The organism is Pseudomonas glycinae (assembly GCF_001594225.2).
In the GTDB taxonomy this organism is placed as follows: domain Bacteria; phylum Pseudomonadota; class Gammaproteobacteria; order Pseudomonadales; family Pseudomonadaceae; genus Aquipseudomonas; species Aquipseudomonas glycinae.
Map to the genome: position 1 here is coordinate 6,176,381 of NZ_CP014205.2, position 22,918 is coordinate 6,199,298.

Annotated in this window: 18 protein-coding genes; 2 read left to right on the forward strand and 16 right to left on the reverse strand. The window is 61.6% G+C overall.

Annotation, left to right across the window (positions count from 1 at the left end; genetic code table 11):
* Positions 1–84: 84 nt before the first annotated feature.
* The 16 genes from AWU82_RS28300 to leuC form a co-directional block, all read right to left on the reverse strand.
* Positions 85–861 (reverse strand): SDR family oxidoreductase, encoded by a 777-nt coding sequence (locus AWU82_RS28300; RefSeq protein WP_064378844.1) that lies wholly within the window; start codon positions 859–861, stop codon positions 85–87.
* A complete protein-coding gene (locus AWU82_RS28305) occupies positions 858–2,069 on the reverse strand; it encodes an O-succinylhomoserine sulfhydrylase (RefSeq protein WP_064378843.1) in 1,212 nt (403 codons plus the stop codon). The genes AWU82_RS28300 and AWU82_RS28305 overlap by 4 nt, the downstream gene beginning before the upstream one ends.
* Positions 2,070–2,149: 80 nt before the next feature.
* The gene (purF, locus tag AWU82_RS28310; RefSeq protein ID WP_007956466.1) at positions 2,150–3,655 is read right to left on the reverse strand and encodes an amidophosphoribosyltransferase; all 1,506 of its coding nucleotides are present in this window, start codon (positions 3,653–3,655) and stop codon (positions 2,150–2,152) included.
* A 41-nt stretch (positions 3,656–3,696) separates the two neighbouring features.
* On the reverse strand, positions 3,697–4,257 hold the full coding sequence (locus AWU82_RS28315; protein ID WP_007956464.1) for a CvpA family protein: 561 nt from the start codon (positions 4,255–4,257) through the stop codon (positions 3,697–3,699).
* A gap of 98 nt (positions 4,258–4,355) precedes the next feature.
* Positions 4,356–5,024: an SPOR domain-containing protein gene (locus AWU82_RS28320; RefSeq protein WP_064378842.1), complete on the reverse strand. Its 669-nt coding sequence runs from the start codon at positions 5,022–5,024 to the stop codon at positions 4,356–4,358.
* The gene (gene folC / locus AWU82_RS28325) at positions 5,008–6,315 is read right to left on the reverse strand and encodes a bifunctional tetrahydrofolate synthase/dihydrofolate synthase (protein ID WP_064378841.1); all 1,308 of its coding nucleotides are present in this window, start codon (positions 6,313–6,315) and stop codon (positions 5,008–5,010) included. Before folC ends, AWU82_RS28320 begins: the two co-directional genes overlap by 17 nt.
* The gene (gene accD / locus AWU82_RS28330; RefSeq protein ID WP_064378840.1) at positions 6,312–7,232 is read right to left on the reverse strand and encodes an acetyl-CoA carboxylase, carboxyltransferase subunit beta; all 921 of its coding nucleotides are present in this window, start codon (positions 7,230–7,232) and stop codon (positions 6,312–6,314) included. The genes folC and accD overlap by 4 nt, the downstream gene beginning before the upstream one ends.
* Positions 7,233–7,424: 192 nt before the next feature.
* Entirely contained in the window at positions 7,425–8,039 is a 615-nt protein-coding gene (locus tag AWU82_RS28335; RefSeq protein WP_064378839.1) for a phosphoribosylanthranilate isomerase, read from the reverse strand.
* A gap of 64 nt (positions 8,040–8,103) precedes the next feature.
* A complete protein-coding gene (gene truA, locus AWU82_RS28340; RefSeq protein ID WP_064378838.1) occupies positions 8,104–8,928 on the reverse strand; it encodes a tRNA pseudouridine(38-40) synthase TruA in 825 nt (274 codons plus the stop codon).
* A 150-nt stretch (positions 8,929–9,078) separates the two neighbouring features.
* Positions 9,079–11,724, reverse strand: a complete 2,646-nt coding sequence (locus AWU82_RS28345; protein ID WP_064378837.1) for a motility hub landmark protein FimV — start codon at positions 11,722–11,724, stop codon at positions 9,079–9,081.
* Positions 11,725–11,933: 209 nt separating this feature from the next.
* Entirely contained in the window at positions 11,934–12,944 is a 1,011-nt protein-coding gene (locus tag AWU82_RS28350; protein WP_064378836.1) for an aspartate-semialdehyde dehydrogenase, read from the reverse strand.
* Between the two features lie 273 nt (positions 12,945–13,217).
* The gene (gene asd, locus AWU82_RS28355) at positions 13,218–14,330 is read right to left on the reverse strand and encodes an aspartate-semialdehyde dehydrogenase (protein ID WP_011333354.1); all 1,113 of its coding nucleotides are present in this window, start codon (positions 14,328–14,330) and stop codon (positions 13,218–13,220) included.
* Between the two features lie 66 nt (positions 14,331–14,396).
* Positions 14,397–15,479: a 3-isopropylmalate dehydrogenase gene (leuB, locus tag AWU82_RS28360; protein WP_064378835.1), complete on the reverse strand. Its 1,083-nt coding sequence runs from the start codon at positions 15,477–15,479 to the stop codon at positions 14,397–14,399.
* A gap of 69 nt (positions 15,480–15,548) precedes the next feature.
* Positions 15,549–16,313, reverse strand: a complete 765-nt coding sequence (locus tag AWU82_RS28365) for a class I SAM-dependent methyltransferase (RefSeq protein WP_064378834.1) — start codon at positions 16,311–16,313, stop codon at positions 15,549–15,551.
* A 145-nt stretch (positions 16,314–16,458) separates the two neighbouring features.
* A complete protein-coding gene (leuD, locus tag AWU82_RS28370; RefSeq protein ID WP_007956446.1) occupies positions 16,459–17,103 on the reverse strand; it encodes a 3-isopropylmalate dehydratase small subunit in 645 nt (214 codons plus the stop codon).
* 11 nt (positions 17,104–17,114) lie between these two features.
* Positions 17,115–18,533: a 3-isopropylmalate dehydratase large subunit gene (gene leuC, locus AWU82_RS28375; RefSeq protein ID WP_011333350.1), complete on the reverse strand. Its 1,419-nt coding sequence runs from the start codon at positions 18,531–18,533 to the stop codon at positions 17,115–17,117.
* Between the two features lie 140 nt (positions 18,534–18,673).
* Between leuC and AWU82_RS28380 the strand changes: the two genes are divergently transcribed.
* Both AWU82_RS28380 and AWU82_RS28385 read left to right on the forward strand, forming a co-directional pair.
* Positions 18,674–19,564, forward strand: a complete 891-nt coding sequence (locus AWU82_RS28380; protein WP_007956444.1) for a LysR family transcriptional regulator — start codon at positions 18,674–18,676, stop codon at positions 19,562–19,564.
* Positions 19,565–19,632: 68 nt separating this feature from the next.
* Complete coding sequence (locus tag AWU82_RS28385) at positions 19,633–22,911, forward strand: bifunctional diguanylate cyclase/phosphodiesterase (RefSeq protein WP_064378833.1); 3,279 nt, start codon at positions 19,633–19,635, stop codon at positions 22,909–22,911.
* Positions 22,912–22,918: the final 7 nt, after the last annotated feature.

Below are 22,918 nucleotides of genomic sequence, written 5' to 3' on the forward strand. Positions count from 1 at the left end.
ATCTCCGAGGCCGCGAAATTTACGCAGGTAGCGAACCTAAGTCAATAGCAGGATTGAAGTTTTTCTAAAAAAGACGAAATTGCTTCATTCCGTATAAATCATCTTCTTGGTCATGCCGCCATCGACCACGAATTCCTGCCCCGTCACAAACCCTGCATTCTTCGAAAGCAACCAAGCCACCATCGCCGCCACATCCTCGACCGTCCCTACCCTGCCCGCCGGATGCTGGGCATGATCGGTATCGGTCAGCGGTTCCGCGCGCCGCACGGATGGATCCCGCGCATCGATCCAGCCCGGGCTGACCGCATTGACGCGAATCTCCGGCCCGAGACTGATCGCCAGCGCGTGGGTCAGCGCCAGTAAACCACCCTTGCTCGCCGCATAGGCTTCCGTATCAGGTTCCGACTGCGCCGCACGGGTCGAGGCCAGATTGACGATGGCCCCGTTGTGCGCACGCAGATACGGCGCGCAGTGCTTGGCCAGCAACATCGGCCCACCTAGGTTCACCGCCAGCACCCGATTCCAATAAGCCAGGTCGAGGCTTTCCAGTGTGATGTTGTGCGGATCGGCCACGGCAGCGTTGCACACCAGCGCATCCAGGCGGCCAAACCGCCCCAGCACCTCAGCGACACCGAGCGCCACCTGGCTTTCGTCCGCGACGTCCATGGCGATGAACCAGGCGTTTTCGCCGAGCACCTTCGCCACTTTCGAACCTCGCGCTCGATCCAGATCCGTCAACACCACCTGCCAGCCTTCGCTGATCAGCCATGCCGCGATGCCCAAGCCGATCCCGCGCGCGGCACCCGTGACCAATGCAACGCGGCCATGGGTGCCGATCTTTGGCGTAGACAACTCGATCACAACGCCGCCAGACCGCGCGACAGGTCGGCTTGCAGGTCAGCCACGTCTTCCAGACCGACCGCGATGCGGATCAGGCTGTCACGAATGCCGGCAGCTTCACGCTCCTGCGGCGCCAGACGGCCGTGGGATGTGGTGCTCGGGTGAGTGATGGTGGTTTTGCTGTCACCCAGGTTGGCGGTGATCGAGATCAAACGGGTCGCATCGATAAAGCGCCAGGCAGCCTCTTTGCCGCCCTTGACCTCAAAGCTCACCACCGCGCCGAAGCCCTTCTGCTGACGCTGAGCCAGTTCGTGCTGCGGATGGCTCTTGAGACCGGCGTAATGCACCTTCTCGATACCGTCCTGCTGCTCCAGCCACTCAGCCAGTTGTTGAGCATTGGCGCAGTGCGCCTTCATCCGCAGATTCAGGGTTTCCAGGCCTTTGAGGAAGATCCAGGCATTGAACGGGCTGAGGGTCGGCCCGGCTGTACGCAGGAAGCCTACGATTTCCTTCATCTGCTCACTGCGACCGGCAACCACGCCGCCCATGCAACGGCCCTGGCCATCGATGAACTTGGTGGCCGAATGCACAACGATGTCTGCGCCCAACTTCAGCGGCTGCTGCAAGGCAGGCGTGCAGAAGCAGTTGTCGACTACCAGCATCGCACCCTTGGCGTGCGCGATTTCCGCCAGCGCGGTGATATCCACCAGTTCAGCCAACGGATTGGACGGCGACTCGACGAACAGCAATTTGGTGTTGGACTTGATCGCTGCGTCCCACGCCGACAGATCGGCCAGCGGCACGTAATCGACTTCCACGCCAAAACGCTTGAAATACTTCTCGAACAGGCTGATGGTCGAACCGAACACGCTGCGCGACACCAGCACATGATCGCCGGCGCTGCACAGGCTCATCACCACCGCCATGATCGCGGCCATGCCGGTGGCCGTGGCCACCGCCTGCTCGGCGCTTTCCAGCGCGGCAATGCGCTCTTCGAACGCGCGCACGGTCGGGTTGGTGTAGCGCGAGTAGACGTTGCCCGGCACTTCCCCGGCAAACCGTGCGGCGGCGTCAGCAGCGGTACGGAACACGTAGCTGGAAGTGAAGAACATCGGATCACCGTGCTCGCCTTCCGGCGTACGGTGCTGACCGGCACGTACGGCCAGGGTGTCGAACGCTACGCCTTCGAGGTCGCTGTCCAGCCGACCGGCATCCCATTCCTGACTCATGCTGTCACTCCTTGCCCTGTTCTCGATAAATAAAAGTCTTTTGCCAGATACAAAACCGGCCCCTAAGGGCCGGTTGAAACTCAGTTGTTGTACAGATCGATGATCGCACTGACCGCCTGGGTCTTGACCTTCGAGGCATCGTTGCGTGCCTGTTCGATCTTGTTCAGGTAAGCCTCGTCGACATCGCCGGTGACGTACTTGCCGTCAAATACTGCGCAATCGAAGTTTTCGATCTTGATCTTGCCGCCACCGACCGCTTCGATCAAGTCAGGCAGGTCCTGATAGATCAGCCAGTCAGCGCCGATCAGATCAGCGACATCCTGAGTCGAACGATTGTGCGCGATCAGCTCGTGAGCGCTCGGCATGTCGATACCGTACACGTTCGGGAAGCGAACAGCCGGAGCCGCCGAGCAGAAGTAGACGTTTTTCGCGCCAGCTTCGCGGGCCATCTGGATGATCTGCTTGCAGGTGGTGCCGCGAACGATCGAGTCGTCGACAAGCATCACGTTCTTGCCGCGGAATTCCAGCTCGATGGCGTTGAGCTTCTGGCGTACCGATTTCTTGCGTGCGGCCTGGCCGGGCATGATGAAGGTACGACCGATGTAGCGGTTCTTGACGAAGCCTTCGCGGAATTTCACGCCCAGATGGTTGGCCAGCTCCAGCGCGGCAGTGCGGCTGGTGTCCGGAATCGGGATGACCACGTCGATATCGTGCTCTGGACGCTCGCGCAGAATCTTCTCGGCCAGCTTCTCACCCATGCGCAGACGGGCCTTGTAGACCGACACGCCGTCGATGATCGAGTCCGGACGCGCCAGATAGACGTGTTCGAAGATGCACGGAGTCAGGGACGGGTTGGTTGCGCACTGACGGGTGTGCAGTTTGCCATCTTCAGTGATATAGACCGCTTCGCCCGGTGCCAGGTCGCGGATCAGGGTGAAGCCGAGTACGTCCAGCGAAACGCTTTCGGAGGCGATCATGTACTCGACGCCTTCGTCAGTGTGACGCTGGCCGAACACGATCGGGCGGATGCCGTGGGGGTCACGGAAACCGACGATGCCGTAACCGGTCACCATTGCCACGACCGCGTAACCACCGACGCAACGGTTGTGCACGTCGGTCACGGCGGCAAACACGTCTTCTTCGGTCGGTTGCAGCTTGCCGCGCTGGGCCAGCTCGTGGGCGAACACGTTGAGCAACACTTCCGAGTCGGAGCTGGTGTTGACGTGACGCAGATCGGATTCGTAGATCTCTTTGGCCAACTGTTCAACGTTGGTCAGGTTACCGTTATGCGCCAGGGTGATGCCGTACGGCGAGTTGACGTAGAACGGCTGGGCCTCGGCCGAGGTCGAGCTGCCGGCAGTCGGGTAACGGACGTGGCCGATACCCATGTGGCCGACCAGGCGCTGCATGTGACGCTGCTGAAACACGTCACGCACCAGGCCATTGTCCTTGCGCAAGAACAACCGGCCATCATGGCTGGTCACGATACCGGCAGCGTCCTGGCCGCGGTGCTGGAGCACGGTTAGCGCGTCATACAGCGCCTGATTGACGTTCGACTTACCGACGATACCGACGATGCCACACATGCGACGCAACCCCTACTTAATGGATCTGAACTGAACAACACTCACTGAGGCGTTTTGGCCGACGGCAAGAGTTGCTCCTTGAACGGAATATCAGCGGGTACGCTGATTCCGCTGGCAAGCCACTGACTGCTCCACCCGAGAATCAGGTTCTTGGACCAGTCTGCGACCAATAGAAACTTTGGCACGAGCTGTGATTCTTTCCACCACCCGTCCTGCTGTACCGGCCCCAGGCTCAACAGCCCGACTGCCACGACCACCAGCAACACGCCACGCGCAGCGCCGAAGGCCATGCCGAGGAATCGATCGGTCCCGGACAACCCGGTGACGCGAACCAACTCGCCGATAAGATAATTGATCATTGCGCCCACGATCAGTGTGGCGACAAACATGATGGCACAGCCCGTGATCACACGAGCCGACGGTGTTTGAATGTATCCGGCGAGGTACTCGGACAGTGAACCACCGAACATCCAGGCAACGGCTCCTGCGATGATCCAGGTCACCAGCGACAATGCTTCTTTGACGAAGCCGCGGCTCAAACTGATCAAAGCGGATATGGCGATGATTGCAACGATCGCCCAGTCAACCCAGGTAAATGGCACAGTGCAGCCTACAGACGGATAAGGCGGCGCATTTTAGCAGAGCGCATGGCTGTCGGTAAGCTGCGATTTTCAGTGCATTTCTATCGAAGTGATAGATATCAGCCGCGCTCGGGCTGGAAGCGCACCACAAACCCCTTGAGGTTCTGCTGGCGGCTCAACAGATCGCGCAGACGATCGGCTTCGGCGCGCTCGATCAGCGGGCCGACAAATACCCGGTTCTTGCCATCGGCCGAACGGATATAAGCGTTGTAACCCTGGCTGCGCAGGGTTTTCTGCAGACTTTCGGCGCTGGCGCGGCTCGACAGACTGGCCAATTGCACCGACCAGCTCACCGACAGGCCATTGGCATCGATGCGGCTCTGGGTGGTATCCGGCTTGGTAGACAATGCAGCGATCGGCTGGGCCGGGGCCGTGGTTGGCTTGGCCGCTGGAGCCGGAGCAGGCGCCGGCGCAACCGGTTTGGCCACCGGCGCCGGAGCCGGGGCTGGCGCGGCGGAAGCAATCGGCGCCGTTGGCACAGCCTGCTCGGCGACTTCGTCATCGCTCGGCACTGGCTCTTGCGGCAGAACCTGAGGCTCCGGCACCGCAACGGTTTCCATCTGGATCTGCGCCACGGCGGGCGCCTGCGGCGCAGCCGGCGCCTCGACGGTCACCTGACGCTGTTCATCCTGACGGGAAAACAGCATCGGCAGGAAAATCACCGCCAGCGCCACCAGCACCAGGGCACCGACCATGCGCTGCTTGTACGCTTTATCCAGCAAAGCCATTTGCCGCTTCCTCCGTGGAGCGCCGAGACAGCCATTCAAGGGCCTCGGCGACACAATAAAATGATCCGAACAGCAAGATCTCGTCGTCGCTGGTGGCCACTGCACACTGCCCTTCCAGGGCGGCCGCCACGCTGTCATAAGACGTGACCGAGGCGCCAAGGTTCTGCAATGCCTGTTTCAATTCATCCACCGGACGCGAACGCGGCGAATCCAGCGGCGCCACCGCCCAGTGCTGGACGCTGGCATTCAACTCACCGATGACACCGTCCAGATCCTTGTCCGCCAACAGGCCGAACACCGCCAGACGCTTGCCGACCGGTGGACGAGCCGCCAGACGCCGCGCCAGGTACTCCGCCGCATGCGGGTTATGGCCAACATCCAGCAGCAGGTTCAGACGTTTGCCGTTCCATTCGAACGAACGACGATCAAGACGACCGACCACGCGAGTCGCCTGCAACGCCGCAGCAATCTGCCCGGCATCCCACGGCAAACCGAGCAGCAGATAAGCCTGCAACGCCAGCGCAGCGTTTTCCATCGGCAGATCAAGCAGCGGCAAATCGCGCAGCTCGACAATCTGACCGTCAGTATCGGTACCGCGCCACTGCCAGAATTGATCAGTGATGCCGAGATCGAAATCGCGCCCGCGCAGGAAGAACGGACAAGCCAGCTCGCGCGCCTTGTCCAGCAGGGGTTGTGGAGGATTCAGATCGCCGCACAGCGCAGGTTTGCCCTGACGGAAAATCCCGGCCTTTTCAAAGGCCACGGATTCGCGGGTATTGCCCAGGTAATCGGCATGATCGACACCAATGCTGGTGACCAGCGCGATATCGGCATCGACCACGTTGACCGTGTCCAGACGCCCGCCCAGCCCGACTTCCAGCACCACCGCGTCGAGCCCGGCCTGTTGAAACAGCCAGAACGCCGCGAGGGTGCCCATTTCGAAGTAAGTCAGGGAAGTGTCGCCGCGCCCCGCTTCGACCGCCGCGAAGGCTTCGCACAGCTGCGCGTCAGTGGCTTCGACGCCATTGAGCTGCACCCGCTCGTTGTAACGCAGCAGGTGCGGAGAATTGTAGACACCAACGCTCAGGCCCTGCGCCCGCAGCAATGAAGCCACGAAAGCGCAGGTCGACCCCTTGCCGTTGGTGCCGGTGACCGTAATCACCCGTGGCGCCGGCTGGCCCAGTCCCATGCGGGACGCTACCTGTTGCGAACGCTCCAGCCCCATGTCGATGGCCGATGGATGCAACTGTTCAAGGTAGGCGAGCCACTCGCCAAGGGTGCGCTCGGTCATACGTTGGCAGGCACCGGCGGAACGACGATCGGCTCGATCGGCGCAGCAACGAATTTAGGCGTCGGTTTGCCGGTCAGTTGCGCCAGCAGGTTACCCAGACGCGGACGCAGTTCGCGACGGTCGATGATCAGGTCGATTGCACCGTGCTCCAGCAGGAACTCGCTGCGCTGGAAGCCTTCCGGCAGTTTTTCACGCACGGTCTGCTCGATCACGCGCGGACCGGCGAAGCCGATCAGGGCTTTAGGCTCGCCGACGATCACGTCGCCCAGCATCGCCAGACTGGCGGAAACGCCGCCGTAGACCGGGTCGGTCAGCACGGAGATGAACGGAATGCCTTCTTCACGCAAACGCGCCAGCACGGCCGAGGTCTTGGCCATCTGCATCAGCGAGATCAGCGCTTCCTGCATCCGCGCGCCACCGGAAGCGGAGAAGCAGACCATCGGGCAACGGTTTTCCAGCGCGTAGTTGGCGGCGCGCACGAAGCGCTCACCAACGATGGCGCCCATGGAACCGCCCATGAAGCTGAATTCGAACGCCGAAACCACGACCGGCATGCCCAGCAGGGTGCCGCTCATGGACACCAGTGCGTCTTTCTCGCCGGTCTGTTTCTGGGCAGCGACCAGACGGTCCTTGTACTTCTTGCCGTCACGGAATTTCAGACGGTCAACCGGCTCCAGATCGGCGCCCAGTTCGGCACGGCCTTCGGCGTCCAGGAAGATGTCGATGCGCGCACGTGCGCCGATGCGCATGTGGTGGTTGCACTTAGGGCAAACGTCCAGGGTCTTTTCCAGCTCCGGACGATACAGCACAGCCTCGCAGGACGGGCATTTGTGCCACAGACCTTCAGGGACCGAGCTCTTTTTGACCTCGGAACGCATGATCGAAGGGATCAGCTTGTCTACCAACCAGTTGCTCATGCTTTCTTTCTCCAGTACCGGCGGCCCGAACGCTCTGGTTCGCGGCCCCGCGTATGCCCTTCAGCTAAATTCATGTGTGGCGATGATCGGCCGGGCTGCCGGGTCAGCGGAACTGACCTGCGTACACCCCGAAAAGACCCTCAGCCTCTTTTCTACAGAGCTGTGGACGGCGGCAGTCTGCCAGCCGTCACATCAGCGTACGGCGTTGATGAATGCACGAATCTTTGCGTGATCCTTGATGCCCTTGCTCGCCTCTACCCCGCCGCTGACATCCACGGCATACGGCCGCACTTGGGCGATCGCATCGGCGACGTTCTCCGGCGTCAGGCCGCCGGCCAGAATCAACGGTTTGCTCAAGCCTTGCGGAATCAATGACCAGTCGAACGCCTCGCCGGTTCCGCCGGGCACGCCTTCGACATAAGTGTCGAGCAGCACGCCGCTGGCACTTGGGTAGGCATCGCAGGCAGCGGCAATGTCATCGCCCGCCTTGACCCGCAAAGCCTTGATGTACGGCCGGTGCCAGCCTTCACACTCGGCGGCGGTTTCGTCGCCGTGGAACTGCAACAGATCCAGCGGCACGGCATCGAGGATTTCCCCGAGCTCGCAGCGGCTGGCATTGACGAACAGCCCGACCGTGGTCACGAACGGCGGCAATGCGGCGATGATCGCCCGCGCCTGCTGCACGGTCACGGCCCGGGGACTTTTAGCGTAGAACACAAAACCGATGGCATCGGCCCCGGCCTCGACGGCTGCCAACGCATCTTCCATGCGGGTAATCCCGCAAATCTTGCTGCGAACGGCTGACATGTCGATAAAAACCCCAAGGCAAATCCGAGAAAGTCCCGGATGGTAACAAATGCGTTCGAGGGCGTCAGCCGTCAAGATCCGCGAAACCCGTAAGGAAATGTGGCCCGATGAAACGCTCGGGCAACGGGAACTCGTCGTGATACTCGACCTGCACCAGATACAGGCCGAACGGATGCGCCGTGACCCCGCCGGAACGCCGCTCACGGCTCTCCAGCACTTCTTTCATCCACTCCACCGGCCGCTCGCCGGCACCGATGGTCATCAGCACGCCGGCGATGTTGCGCACCATGTGGTGCAGGAACGCGTTGGCGCGGATGTCCAGAACGATCATTTTGCCGTGACGGGTCACGCGCAGGTGATGCATCTGCTTGATCGGCGACTTGGCCTGGCACTGGCCGGCACGGAAGGCACTGAAATCATGGGTACCGATCAGGTACTGCGCGGCCTCGGCCATGCGCTCGACGTCCAGCGGACGGTGATTCCAGGTGATTTCTTCGTTGAGATGCGCCGGGCGGATCTGATCGTTGTAGATCACATAGCGATAGCGCCGGGCAATCGCCTTGAATCGCGCATGGAAATGCGCCGGCATGACCTTCGCCCAACTGACGCTGATGTCGTGGGGCAGATTGATGTTGGCGCCCATGACCCAGGCTTTCAGCGAGCGGTCGACCTGGGTATCGAAATGCACCACTTGCCCGCACGCATGCACACCGGCGTCGGTGCGCCCCGCGCATTGCAGCGAGATCGGCGAGTCGGCGACCTTCGACAGGGCTTTTTCCAGGGTTTCCTGCACGGTGAGCACACCGGTGGACTGACGCTGCCAGCCGCTGTAGCGCGAGCCCTTGTATTCAACGCCCAGCGCGACGCGGAAAAAGCCTTCGGGTGCCATTTCGGCGGCCGGGTTATCTATGTTTGCCAAGTCGGTACAGCCTGCTGATCTACAAAGGCGGGCATTATAAGGCGGCGGGACGGGGAAACCAGACCCAAACAAAAACGGCAGCCTCATGGGCTGCCGTTTTGCTTAGCGCTGAATGCCGACTCAGGCCAGATGCGAAAGCATTTCGCTCGCTTCGCTCTTCTGCTTGTCGTTGCCCTCGCTGATGACTTCATTGAGGATGTCGCGCGCACCGTCGTTGTCGCCCATGTCGATGTAGGCCTGCGCCAGATCGAGCTTGGTCGCGGCTTCGTCGGTGCCGGACAGGAAGTCGAAGTCATCCTCACCCAGATCATCACCCAACGCAGCATCAGCTTCGGTGAAGCTTGGCTCGTTGATGCTGCTCGACAGACGATCCAGCTCAGCGTTGACGTCGTCCAGCTCGGCGGCGAACGCGTCCGGCTCGGCTGGTGCAGCGTCCATTTCGTCAGCCAGGGACAGGTCGAAATCGGCTGGCAGTTCCAGATCGTCCTGCGGCACGTCGGTCACGGCCGGGGTTTCGACCAGCGGCAGATCCTTCACGCCTTCGTCCAGATCCAGCAGGAAGTCATCGTCTGCCAACTCGACCGGCGCAGGCGCAGGATCGGCACCGAGGTCCAGATCCAGGTCGAAGTCCGACAGGTCGTCGAGGTTTTCCTTGATGTCGGTCTGCTGTTGCAGCACCGACTCGAAGCTCAGGTCGTCGTCAGTCGGGAATGCGTCCAGCTCGACCGGCGTTTCCGGCTCGACAGCCGCCACAGGTTCAACTGGCGTGATGTTGTCGAGATCGTCGAGGCTCAGGTCGAAAGCGCTGTCCAGATCGTCATCTGCCGCAGCAGAAGCAGCCGGCGCTTCAGGCTCGTCGAGCAGCAGCTCCTTGACGTATTCCGCGTCCAGTTCGGCGGCAATCGCCGCTGCCGCCAGACCGCTGGCCGCGACGACCGCCATGGCCGGGAAGCGGCTTTTCAGCTCTTCGACCTTGGCGAAGTTGTCGCCATTGGCAACCAGTTGACGCTCCTGACCGACGAAGGCATCGCGATCACCCTGGCGACCGTAAACCTCCATCAGCTTCAGACGCAGATCGCTGCGCTGCGGCTCCAGGCTCACGCCCTCCTCCAGCAACGCGGCGGCTTGATTCAAACGACCGCCGTCGATGTGCGACTGCGCCTTGTCCAGCACGTCGTCGGAACGCTCGGCGGCCGGCGCCACCAACGGCGCGGCGATCGGCTCGGCCATCACGACGGGCGCAACTACAGCAGCGGCGGCAGGCGCCGCTGCTGGAGCTGGAGCCGGGGTCAGCTTGACGCTGGCGGCTGGCACCTCCAGACCTTCGAAGCTGCTTTCCGGCAGATCGAGATCCTGGGAGAAGGACTGCTCCTCCAGCGCACGTGCCATACGCAGGTGTTTTTCGGCTTCCTGTTGCGCCTTGCGGCGACGGGCCAGCAGCAACAACAGGAGCAGCAGGACCACTGCACCGCCACCGACCAGACCCAACAGGATTGGATTGGTCAGCAGTTCGTTGAAGGTTTTCTCGTCATTGACGGCGGGCGTGGTTTCAACCACAGGCTCGACAACCGGCTCGACCGGGGCCGGAGCAGCAGCCTCAGGCGCAGGTGCGACTGGCGCAACCTCTGCTGGAGTCGCCGGTGGCGTGGTTGCCAGCTCCGCAGTGATCGCAGGAACAACAGGGGCCGTTGTGGCCGGAGCCGAGCCCGAACCTTCGGCCTGCATCTTCGCCAGTTGATTGTTCTTCAGCTCGATCAGGCGTTGCAGCTTGTCCAGCTGGCTTTGCAGATCGGCCATGCGGCTTTTCAGCTCTTCGTTGTCACGACGGGTGGTGTCGAGACTTTCCTGAGTGACCGCCAGTTTGTTGCTCAGGGCCTTGGCATCGCCGGCCGGACCCTTGCCACGCGCCTTGGCGCTTTCGGCTGACACCAGGCTCAGGTTGTCCTTGGCGTTTTGCGCAGCACCGGTATTGGCGCGACCACGATTGGTCGCATCGAGCTGCTGCTGACCGGTGCCCGGCTTGGCCACATAACGACGACCCTGCCGCCAGGCTTCGTTCTGCGCCGCCACTTCGGCAATCGCTTTGGACTGCGGCAGTGCGGTGCTTTGCACCTGATCCGGCAGACGCAGCACCTGACCGGTTTTCAGGCGGTTGATGTTGCCGCCGATGAACGCGTCCGGGTTCAAGGCCTGGATCGCCAGCATGGTCTGCTGCACCGAACCGCCGGTGCGCGCCTTGGCGGCGATTTCCCACAGGGTGTCGCGCGGCGTGGTGGTGTGGGTTGAATGCGTGGCGCCGGTGGTCGGAGCGGTGATGGTTTGCGCCGGCGCAGGCTGGGCGGCGGCATCAGCGGTCTGCGGCGAGAACTTCGATGGATCCAGCAGCACGCTGTAATCACGCAGCAGACGGCCGTTGGGCCACATCACCTGCACGAGGAATTTCACCATCGGTTCCGACAGCGGCTTGCTCGACGTTACACGCAGCACGCTTTTGCCGCTGGCGTTGAGCACCGGGGTGAAGGTCAGATCATTGAGGAAGGCCTGGCGATCGACGCCAGCCTTGGCGAAATCTTCCGGCGAGGCCAGGCTCGGCACCACTTCGGCAGCGGTCAGATCCTTGACATCGAGCAGCTCGATTTCCGCCACCAGCGGCTGGTTCAGGGTCGACTTCAGGGTCAGCTCCCCGAGCCCGAGGGCATGCGCCATACCGGAGGACAGCGCCGAGGCGGCCGCTATTGCTAACACCAGTTTGCGAACTTGAACCATAGCCTCTTCCTTTGTTTGAACGTTCCTCGGCCAGCGAGAAGATGTTGATAGTCGCTGCCGTAAGGCATTGCGCGCGACGACGACAGCATGCCGCGCGCGATCATTTCTTTGATGCCCCGGAAAGTCCCGGAGGGTGTCGCGTCATCAAGCGATCTGGCCAAGCATAGCGCCCGGCTAGAATCAGTCGACAAATTGTTGCCAAGTATCTTTTACAGCAGGTCTTTTATCAACAACTCGGCGACCTGCACGGCGTTGAGGGCCGCACCTTTGCGTACGTTATCTGACGTCAGCCACAGATTAAGTTCCGACGGCTCGTCGACACCGGCGCGCACCCGCCCGACGTAGACCACGTCCTGCCCGACCGCGTCACCGACGGCGGTCGGATAATCGCCGGCCTCGACCAGCTCGATACCCTCGGCCTCTTCAAGCGCGGCGTTGACCTTTTCCAGGTCGACCGCGCTCGCTGACTGCAAGGTCACGCTAAAGCTATCGCCAAAAAACACCGGGGCTTGAACGCAAGTTGCGGAAATCTTTAATAAAGGCTTGGCCAGCACCTGACGCAGCTCGCGCACCAGACGTTTTTCCAGCAGCGTGTGACCTTGCGCGTCGGGCGTACCGACCTGGGCCAGCAGGTTGAAAGCCATCTGCCGGTCGAAGAATGTCGGCTCCAGCGGACGCATGTTCAGCAGCTCGGCGGTCTGGCGCGCCAGTTCGGTCACGGCTTCGCGGCCCTGGGCGGAAACCGCCAGATTGGCGGTGACGTGCACATATTGCAGCTCGATCAGATCGAGCAGCGGCGCCAGCACCACGGCCAATGTGGTGGCCGACGGGCTCGGGCTGCTGACCTGGAACGGTGCTTTCAAACCGGCCAGCACCTCGGCATTGGCTTCCGGCACCACTTGCGGCGCCTGATCCGCCGGCAAGGCGCCGGACAGATCAACCAGCGAGCAACCCGCCGCGTGAGCGCGGGCGGCGTAACTCAGGGTGATGGCCGGGCCGGCGGCGAAGAACGCCAGCTTGACCTTGCTGAAATCGAACTCGTCGACTTCACGCACGCGCACGTTCTTGTTGCGAAACAGCACCGAGCTGCCGGCGGATTCGCTGCTGGCCAACAGGTGCAAGGTGCCGACCGGGAAGTCGCGCTCCTCGAGAATCTGCACAAGGGTTTCGCCGACAGTACCGGTGGCGCCGATCACGGCAATATCAAGGGTCTGGGTCATGTTGCTACCTCTGGCGAAACGGGGGGAGCGGCACTTTACCGGCAGACTGGCGCACAGGCAATTTCTGCCGGGGATTAGTGCCACCTGTACCGACCTCATCGCTGGCAAGCCAGCTCCCACAGGTTTCTATGGTGCAATAAAAACCGGGGCCGACACCAAACACTGTGGGAGCTGGCTTGCCAGCGATGGGACCAGACCAGGCACCCGAGAACAGTCAGGCATAAAAAAACCGTACCTCTCACAAGGCACGGTTTTTTTCACAGCTTCAAGCGATCAACGCTCAAGCAGGATCCGCAGCATGCGGCGCAACGGTTCGGCCGCGCCCCACAGCAGTTGGTCGCCGACGGTGAAGGCACCAACGAACTGCGACCCCATGTTCAGCTTGCGCAGACGACCGACCGGTACGTTCAGGGTGCCGGTGACTTTCGTCGGGCTCAGCTCCTGCATGCTGATTTCACGGTTGTTCGGCACCAGCTTGACCCAAGGGTTGTGCTGACTGATCAGCCCTTCGATGTCGGCGATCGGCACGTCTTTGTTCAGCTTGATGGTCAGCGCCTGGCTGTGGCAACGCATGGCGCCGATGCGCACGCAGATACCGTCGACCGGGATCGGGCTCTTGAAGCGACCGAGGATCTTGTTGGTCTCGGCCTGGGCCTTCCACTCTTCGCGGCTCTGGCCATTCGGCAGTTCCTTGTCGATCCACGGGATCAGGCTGCCGGCCAGCGGTACGCCGAAGTTTTCGGTCGGGTACGCGTCGCTGCGCATGGCTTCGGCCACACGACGGTCGATGTCGAGGATCGCGCTGGCAGGATCGGCCAGTTGATCGGCGACAGCGGCGTGGGTCGCACCCATCTGCTTGATCAGTTCACGCATGTTCTGCGCGCCGGCACCGGACGCCGCCTGATAGGTCATGGCGCTCATCCACTCGACCAGACCGGCTTCGAACAGACCGCCCAGGCCCATCAGCATCAGGCTGACGGTGCAGTTGCCGCCGATGTAGTTCTTGGTGCCCGCGTCAAGCTGCTGGTCGATGACCTTGCGGTTGACCGGATCGAGGATGATGACGGCGTCGTCGTTCATCCGCAGGCTCGAGGCCGCGTCGATCCAGTAACCCTGCCAGCCGGCTTCGCGCAGCTTCGGGAACACTTCGCTGGTGTAGTCGCCGCCCTGGCAGGTCAGGATCACGTCGAGGGTCTTCAGCTCTTCAATGCTGTAAGCGTCCTTGAGCGGAGCAATGTCCTTGCCCACGGACGGGCCTTGGCCACCGACATTGGAAGTGGTGAAAAACACCGGCTCGATAAGATCGAAATCCTGCTCTTCCAGCATCCGCTGCATGAGCACGGAACCGACCATGCCGCGCCAACCGATCAGACCTACACGTTTCATCGCAACTACACCTTCTTGAAAAGTGGGCCGCTGCTTTGTATTGAATTTCGCAGCGGGCCCGAGAGATTACAGATTCCGCAGCGCGGCGACTACTGCGTCACCCATTTCCTGCGTACCGACTTTAGTGCAACCGGTCGAAAAGATGTCGCCGGTGCGCAGACCCTGATCCAGCACCACGCTGACCGCTTTCTCGATGGCATCCGCCGCGTCCTGCAGATTGAAGCTGTAACGCAGCATCATCGACACCGAGAGAATGGTCGCCAGCGGGTTGGCGATGCCTTTGCCCGCGATGTCCGGCGCGGAACCGTGGCAAGGCTCGTACATGCCCTTGTTGTTGGCGTCCAGCGAGGCCGACGGCAGCATGCCGATGGAGCCGGTGAGCATCGACGCTTCGTCGGACAGGATGTCGCCGAACATGTTGTCGGTGACGATCACGTCGAACTGCTTCGGCGCACGCACCAGTTGCATGGCGGCGTTGTCGACGTACATGTGGCTCAGTTCGACGTCCGGGTAATCCTTGGCGACCTGCTCGACCACTTCACGCCACAGTTGGCTGGACGCCAGCACGTTGGCCTTGTCCACCGAGCACAGTTTCTTGCCACGCACGCGGGCCATGTCGAAACCGACACGGGCGATACGGCGGATTTCACTCTCACTGTACGGCAGGGTGTCGTAGGACTGGCGCTCGCCGTTTTCCAGGGTACGGGTGCCACGCGGCGCGCCGAAGTAGATGCCGCCGGTCAGCTCACGGACGATCAGGATATCCAGGCCGGCAACGATTTCCGGCTTCAGGCTCGAAGCGTCAGCCAGTTGCGGGTACAGGATCGCCGGACGCAGGTTGCCGAACAGGCCCAGTTGCGCACGGATTTTCAGCAGGCCGCGCTCAGGGCGGATGTCACGCTCGATGGTGTCCCATTTCGGGCCGCCGACGGCGCCCAGCAGCACAGCGTCGGCAGCGCGGGCACGATCGAGGGTTTCGTCGGCCAGCGGCACGCCGTGCTTGTCGATGGCGGCGCCACCGATCACGTCATGGCTCAGCTCGAAGCCCAGGCTGTACTTGTCGTTGGCCAGCTCCAGCACCTTGACCGCTTCGGCCATGATTTCCGGACCAATACCGTCGCCTGGGAGAATCAGAATCTGCTTGCTCATGCTTTCCTCGTGTCTTTAGTCGGTGCGCCATCGACTGGCGCGCCCGGAAAAATACTTATCGTTTCAGGATTACTTTTCAGCCCAGAGCACCAGTACATCTGTACTGAACGAACCATCGGCCTCAATTTCAAAATAATCGCGTACTTCGTTGCCCATTGATTGCTGCAACTGGCGGATCGCGGCGCGCATCACTTCAGGCGTGCGCATGCGCTCGACCCAGCTGGTGTACTCCAGACGCAGGCGCTGACGCGTGGTGCTGCGGGTGTGCAGCCCGGCCTCGCTGACCTGGCGCAACCACTCACCGGCGGAATAATCGCGCACATGGCTGGTGTCGCGCAGCACTTCGACGCTCTGCAAATAGGTGTCGAACAGCGGACTGCCCGGCGACAGCACATCGATGAACGCCGCCACGCCACCTGGTTTCAGCACCCGGCGCACTTCGCGCAAGGCCACGCCGAGATCGCTCCAATGGTGCGCCGAATAGCGGCTGAACACGAAGTCGAATTCGCCATCGGCAAACGGCAGACGCTCGGCGGCGCCGTTGACCGTGGACACGTTGCTCAAGCCGCGATCAACGGCAGCGGCGGCCACCACGTCGAGCATCTGCTGCGACAGGTCATAGGCCTCCACTTCTTTCACCAACGGGGCGACGTGAAAACTCACGTGCCCGGCGCCACAACCCAGATCCAGTACCCGTGCCTCGCCCTGCCCCGCCAGCTCAGCCTGCAGCAGCGCAAATTCAGTGCCTTGAGCGTGAACGGCGCTGCTCAGGTAGGCGGCGGCCTGTTCACCGAATTGCTTTTGTACAACCTGACTGTGGGCGGTGCTGGTCATGGGGACTTCCCTTTGATCTTGGGTTGCTTGATCCGGCCTCATCGCTGGCAAGCCAGCTCCCACAGGTTTGATGAACACCGCAAACATTGTGGGAGCTGGCTTGCCAGCGATGGGGCCGGACCTGACTACATCAATCTCGAATCAATCACGCGTCGCGGAACAACCAAGGCTGGCTCGCGCGATGTTTGGCTTCGAATGCGGCAATCGCATCACCGTCCTGCAGGGTCAGGCCGATGTCGTCCAGGCCGTTGAGCAGGCAGTGTTTGCGGAAGGCGTCGATCTCGAAGCGATAGACCTTGCCGTTCGGGCTGGTCACGGTCTGCTCGTGCAGATCGATCTGCAACTGATAGCCCGGCGCGGCCTCGACCTGCTTGAACAGCTCGTCGACTTCGGCGTCGCTCAGGATGATCGGCAGCAAACCGTTCTTGAAGCTGTTGTTGAAGAAGATATCGGCATAGCTCGGCGCGATGATGCTGCGGAAACCGTACTCTTCCAGCGCCCACGGCGCGTGTTCACGGCTGGAGCCACAACCGAAGTTCTCGCGGGCCAACAACACGCTGGCGCCTTGATAACGCTCGGCGTTGAGCACGAATTCCTTGTTCAGCGGACGTTTGGAGTTGTCCTGATACGGCTGACCCACATCGAGGTAACGCCACTCGTCGAACAGGTTCGGGCCGAAACCGGTGCGTTTGATCGATTTCAGAAACTGCTTCGGAATGATCTGGTCGGTGTCGACGTTGGCACGATCCAGAGGCGCAACGAGACCAGTGTGCTGGGTAAAAGCTTTCATGCTGCGCTCCTTTAGATCAATTCACGAACGTCGATGAAACGACCGTTCACCGCCGCCGCAGCGGCCATGGCCGGGCTGACGAGGTGGGTACGGCCACCGGCGCCCTGACGGCCTTCGAAGTTACGGTTGGACGTCGAGGCGCAATGCTCGCCGGACTCCAGACGGTCCGGGTTCATCGCCAGGCACATCGAGCAACCCGGCTCGCGCCATTCGAAACCGGCTTCGAGGAAGATCTTGTCCAGACCCTCGGCCTCGGCCTGAGCCTTCACCAGACCCGAACCCGGCACCACGATGGCCTGCTTGATGGTCGACGCAACTTTGCGGCCCTTGGCGATCACCGCCGCAGCGCGCAAGTCTTCGATCCGCGAGTTGGTGCAGGAACCGATGAATACGCGATCGAGCTGAATGTCAGTGATCGCCTGATTGGCGGTCAAACCCATGTATTTCAAGGCACGGACGATCGAGTCGCGTTTGACCAGATCCATCTCTTTAGCCGGGTCCGGCACGTTCTGATCAACGGCCAAGACCATTTCCGGCGAAGTGCCCCAGCTGACCTGCGGCTTGATCTGCGTGGCGTCGAGCTCGACCACGGTGTCGAAATGCGCATCGGCGTCGGACACCAGGTCTTTCCAGGACTCGACCGCCAGATCCCACTCGGCACCTTTCGGTGCGAACGGACGACCCTTGACGTAATCCACAGTCTTCTGGTCCGCCGCCACCAGGCCCACGCGGGCACCCGCTTCGATGGACATGTTGCAGATGGTCATGCGGCCTTCGATCGACAGATCGCGGATCGCGCTACCGGCGAACTCGATCGCATGGCCGTTACCGCCAGCGGTGCCGATCTTGCCGATCACCGCGAGAACGATGTCCTTGGCGGTCACGCCGAACGGCAACTGGCCTTCGACGCGCACCAGCATGTTCTTCATTTTCTTGGCGACCAGGCACTGGGTGGCGAGCACGTGCTCGACCTCGGAAGTGCCGATACCGTGGGCCAAGGCGCCGAACGCGCCGTGGGTCGAGGTGTGCGAGTCGCCGCAGACCACGGTCATGCCCGGCAAGGTCGCGCCCTGCTCCGGGCTGATCACGTGAACGATGCCCTGGCGCACGTCGTTCATCTTGAATTCGACGATGCCGTATTCATCGCAGTTGTCGTCGAGGGTCTGGACCTGCAAACGCGAAACCTGGTCGGCAATGGCTTCGATGCCGCCCTTGCGCTCCGGGGTGGTCGGTACGTTGTGGTCCGGGGTGGCGATGTTGGCATCGATGCGCCACGGCTTGCGTCCGGCCAGACGCAGGCCTTCAAAGGCTTGCGGCGAGGTCACTTCGTGAATGATGTGACGATCGATATAGATCAGCGCCGAGCCATCGTCGCGCTGCTTGACCAAATGCGAATCCCAGAGCTTGTCGTAGAGCGTTTTGCCGGCCATCAGACGGTTCCTCATCAGCTTGTTTCTATGCCTTGGGCTTATCAATAACCCTTTGGCTTGTGAGGCCGATCCTATGGGGTTAGATTAAATAACTCAAATTCATATTTTTTATGCTTTGGATAACCAACTGGAATACGAACATGGACCTGGCCAACCTCAATGCTTTTATCGCGATTGCCGAGACCGGAAGCTTCTCCGGCGCCGGCGAACGGCTGCACCTGACGCAACCGGCGATCAGCAAACGCATCGCTGGCCTGGAGCAGCAACTGAATGTGCGGCTGTTCGACCGGCTGGGCCGTGAAGTGGGCCTGACCGAGGCCGGCCGGGCCCTGCTGCCACGGGCCTACCAGATTCTCAACGTACTCGATGACACCCGCCGCGCCCTGACCAACCTGACCGGTGAAGTCACCGGTCGCCTGACCCTGGCCACCAGTCACCACATCGGCCTGCACCGTCTGCCGCCCTTATTGAGGGAATACACCCGCCGTTACCCACAGGTGGCGCTGGATATTCAGTTCCTCGATTCGGAAGTGGCCTACGAGGAAATTCTCCACGGCCGCGCGGAACTGGCAGTCATCACCCTTGCGCCGGAGCCGCACACCCTGGTCAAGGCCACCCCGGTGTGGGATGACCCGCTGGATTTCGTGGTCGCCCCGGAACATTCATTGATCAGCAATGGCGCCGTCACATTGGCGGACATTGCCGGCCATCCGGCGGTTTTCCCCGGCGGCAACACCTTTACCCACCATATTGTCCAACGGCTGTTCGAGGCTCAGGGCCTGACGCCGAACATCGCCATGAGCACCAACTACCTGGAAACCATCAAGATGATGGTGTCGATCGGCCTGGCCTGGAGCGTTTTGCCGCGCACGATGCTCGATGAGCAGGTGGCGCGCATACCTTTACCGGGCATACAGCTCAGTCGCCAGCTAGGCTATATCCTGCACACTGAAAGGACGCTGTCGAATGCTGCACGGGCGTTTATGGCCCTGCTGGACGCTCAAATCGATCTGCCAGGGACTCTCGGCTAACTTGTGCTACTCCTATAGAGCTGCCGCCCCTGTGCCAAACGCCCAAATCAGCTCAAGGCCCCTTAACAATGCCGAAATCTGTTGACCGTATTCCGCCGATGCCGCGTATTCAGGCCATTGATCCACGGCGATCCGAGCAGAGCTGGGAGAGTGCGCCGCAATTGCTCGCGGCGCTCAACGGTGCCCGGCTTGGCGCCTGGTACTGGGACATCGAGCGCGGGCAGATCAGCTGGTCGCGCGGCACTCAGGCCTTGTTCGGCTTCGACCCGCGGCAACCGCTGCCCGAAGACCTGGAATACCTTGACCTGCTGCCACCGGAAGACCGGGCGAAAACCATCCGCGCCTTCCACGCCGTGATTGCCGGCGCGCCGCTGGAACAGGCAATGCACCACCGCATCCGCTGGCCCGACGGCAGCCTGCACTGGCTGGAGATCAACGGCAGCCTGCTCCCCGACAAACACGGTCGGCCCCGAATGATCGGGGTGATCCGCGAAATCACCCACCAGCGGCAACGGGAACAGGCGCTCAGCAGTTCGGAGAAACGTTTTGCGACACTGTTTCATCTGTGCCCGAACATGGTGCTACTGACCCGTCAGGAAGACGGCCTGATCAGCGAGGCCAACCAGTATTTCGAAAGCCTGTTCGGCTGGCCGGTACAAAGCGCCATCGGGCGCACCACCCTGGAACTGGGCCTGTGGGTGCATCCCGAGCAACGGGCGGAGCTGGTCAAGAAGACCAAGGCCAAGGGCGAACTGGTCAGCATGGAGGTGCAGTTCCGCGCCAGCAATGGCCAGATCCACGACGGCATCCTCAGTGCGCAAAAGGTCGAACTCGAAGGCCAGCCTTACCTGCTCAGCACTTTTCTCGACACTACCGAACGAAAAGCCGCCGAACATGCCCTGAAAGACAGCCAGGAACGCCTCGATCTGGCACTGGATTCGGCGCAACTCGGCACCTGGGACTGGCACATTCCCAGCGGCATGCTCTACGGCTCGGCCCGCGCTGCGCAATTACACGGTCTGGAGCCGAAACCGTTTCATGAGTCGTTCGAAGAGTTTTTCGAGGGTGTCCCCGGCGAAGAGCGCGACAGCATGCGCGACGCCTATCGCAGCCTGCGCGAAGGCCCGGCGGGCAATTATCAGCTGACATACCGCGTGCAACTGCCGGACGGCAGCTCGCGCTACCTCGAAAGCCGTGCCCGCCTCTATCGCGACGACAACGGCGTACCGCTGCGGATGGCCGGCACCCTGCTGGACATCACCGATCAGGTTGAACGCGAGCAACGGCTGGTGGCTTCGGAAGAGAAATTCGCCACGCTGTTCCAGGTCAGCCCCGATCCAATCTGCGTGACCCGCCAGGAAACCGGGGAATTCATCGAGATCAACTCCAGTTTCTCCCAGACTTTCGGCTGGAGCGCCGCTGATGTGATCGGCCATACCGCCGAAGAAATCGGCCTGTGGGACGCCTCGGCGAAAAGCCTGCAACGCATCGAACGGGTGATCCGCGAACAGGGCCTGAGCAATGTCGCGATCATCGTCCAGCACAAGGACGGCCAGTCGCTGACCTGCGTGATTTCCAGCCGTCAAATCAGCGTCGGCAACCAGCCGTGCATCGTTACCACGCTGCGCGACATCACCCAGCAACAACGCTCGGAAGCGGCGCTCAAGGCCAGCGAAGAGAAATTCGCCAAGGCGTTCCACTCCAGTCCCGACGCCATCACCATCACCGAGCGCGACACCGGACGTTATCTTGAGGTCAACGACGGTTTCTGCCGCCTCACCGGCTACCGCGCCGACGAAGTGGTGGGCAAAACCGTGTACCAGGTCGGCATCTGGGCCGAGGAAAAACAGCGCTCGGCACTGCTGGCCGAACTGCAGATCAAGGGCCGCGTACACCATCAGGAAATGCTCGGGCGCAACAAGCGCGGCGAGATCCTGACGGTGGAAGTCTCGGTCGAGCCGATCACTCTCAACGAAACCGCCTGCCTGTTGCTCACGGCCCGGGACGTCAGCCTGCTGAAGAACGCCGAGGCGCAGATCCGCCATCTGGCCTATCACGACCCGCTGACCAACCTGCCCAACCGCGCGCTGCTGATGGATCGCCTGAGCCAGCAAATCGCCCTGCTCAAGCGCCACAACCTGCGCGGCGCACTGCTGTTTCTCGATCTGGATCACTTCAAGCACATCAACGACTCGCTGGGGCATCCGGTCGGCGACACGGTGCTGAAAATCATCACCGCACGACTTGAGGCCAGCGTGCGCATGGAAGACACCGTGGCGCGGCTCGGTGGCGATGAATTCGTGGTGTTGCTCAGCGGTCTGGAGGGCACGCGCAATGAAGTCAGTGCCCAGGTGCGCGAGCTGGCCGACACCATTCGCGAGTTGCTGTCGGAGCCGATGTTCCTCGACGGCCAGCGCCTGCAAGTGACGCCGAGCATCGGCGTGGCGCTGATTCCCGATCACGGCTCGACCCCGACCGACCTGCTCAAACGCGCCGACATTGCGCTGTACCGGGCCAAGGATTCGGGGCGCAACACCACGCAGATGTATCACAACACCATGCAGAAAGCGGCCAGCGAACGGCTGCGCATGGAGACCGACCTGCGCCTGGCGCTGTCCCGTGGCGAATTCGACGTGCATTACCAACCGCAGATCGACGCCCGGGACAATCGCATCATCGGCGCCGAAGCCCTGGTGCGCTGGAATCACCCGGAACTCGGCGCGCAATCACCCACCGAATTCATCAAGGTGCTGGAAGACAGCGGGCTGATTCTGGAGGTCGGCACCTGGATCCTCGACGAGGCGTGCGAAGCCTTCAAGCAGTTGATCGCCGAAAAGCTGATCGATCCTCTGGCTTTCAGCCTGTGCGTGAACATCAGCCCCCGGCAGTTCCGCCAGAACGACTTCGTCGAGCGCATCGAACACAGCATGAGCAGCCACGGCCTGCCCTGCTCGTTGCTGAAACTGGAGATTACCGAAGGCATCGTCATTCAGAACCTGGAAGACACCATCAGCAAGATGCGTCGTCTGAAAAAACTCGGCGTGAGTTTTGCCATGGACGATTTCGGCACCGGCTATTCATCGTTGACCTATCTGAAGCGATTGCCGGTGGACACGCTGAAGATCGATCAGTCGTTTATCCGCGACGCCACCAGCGATCCCAACGACGCCGAAATCATCCGCGCCATCGTCGCCATGGCCCGCAGCCTGGAATTGGAGGTGATCGCCGAAGGCGTGGAAACCCCGGAACAGCTGGCCTTCCTGCAGGGGTTGGGCTGCCATTTGTATCAGGGTTATCTGCACAGCCGGCCGTTGCCGCTGGAGGGGTTGAAGGGGTTGCTGGAATGACCCGACA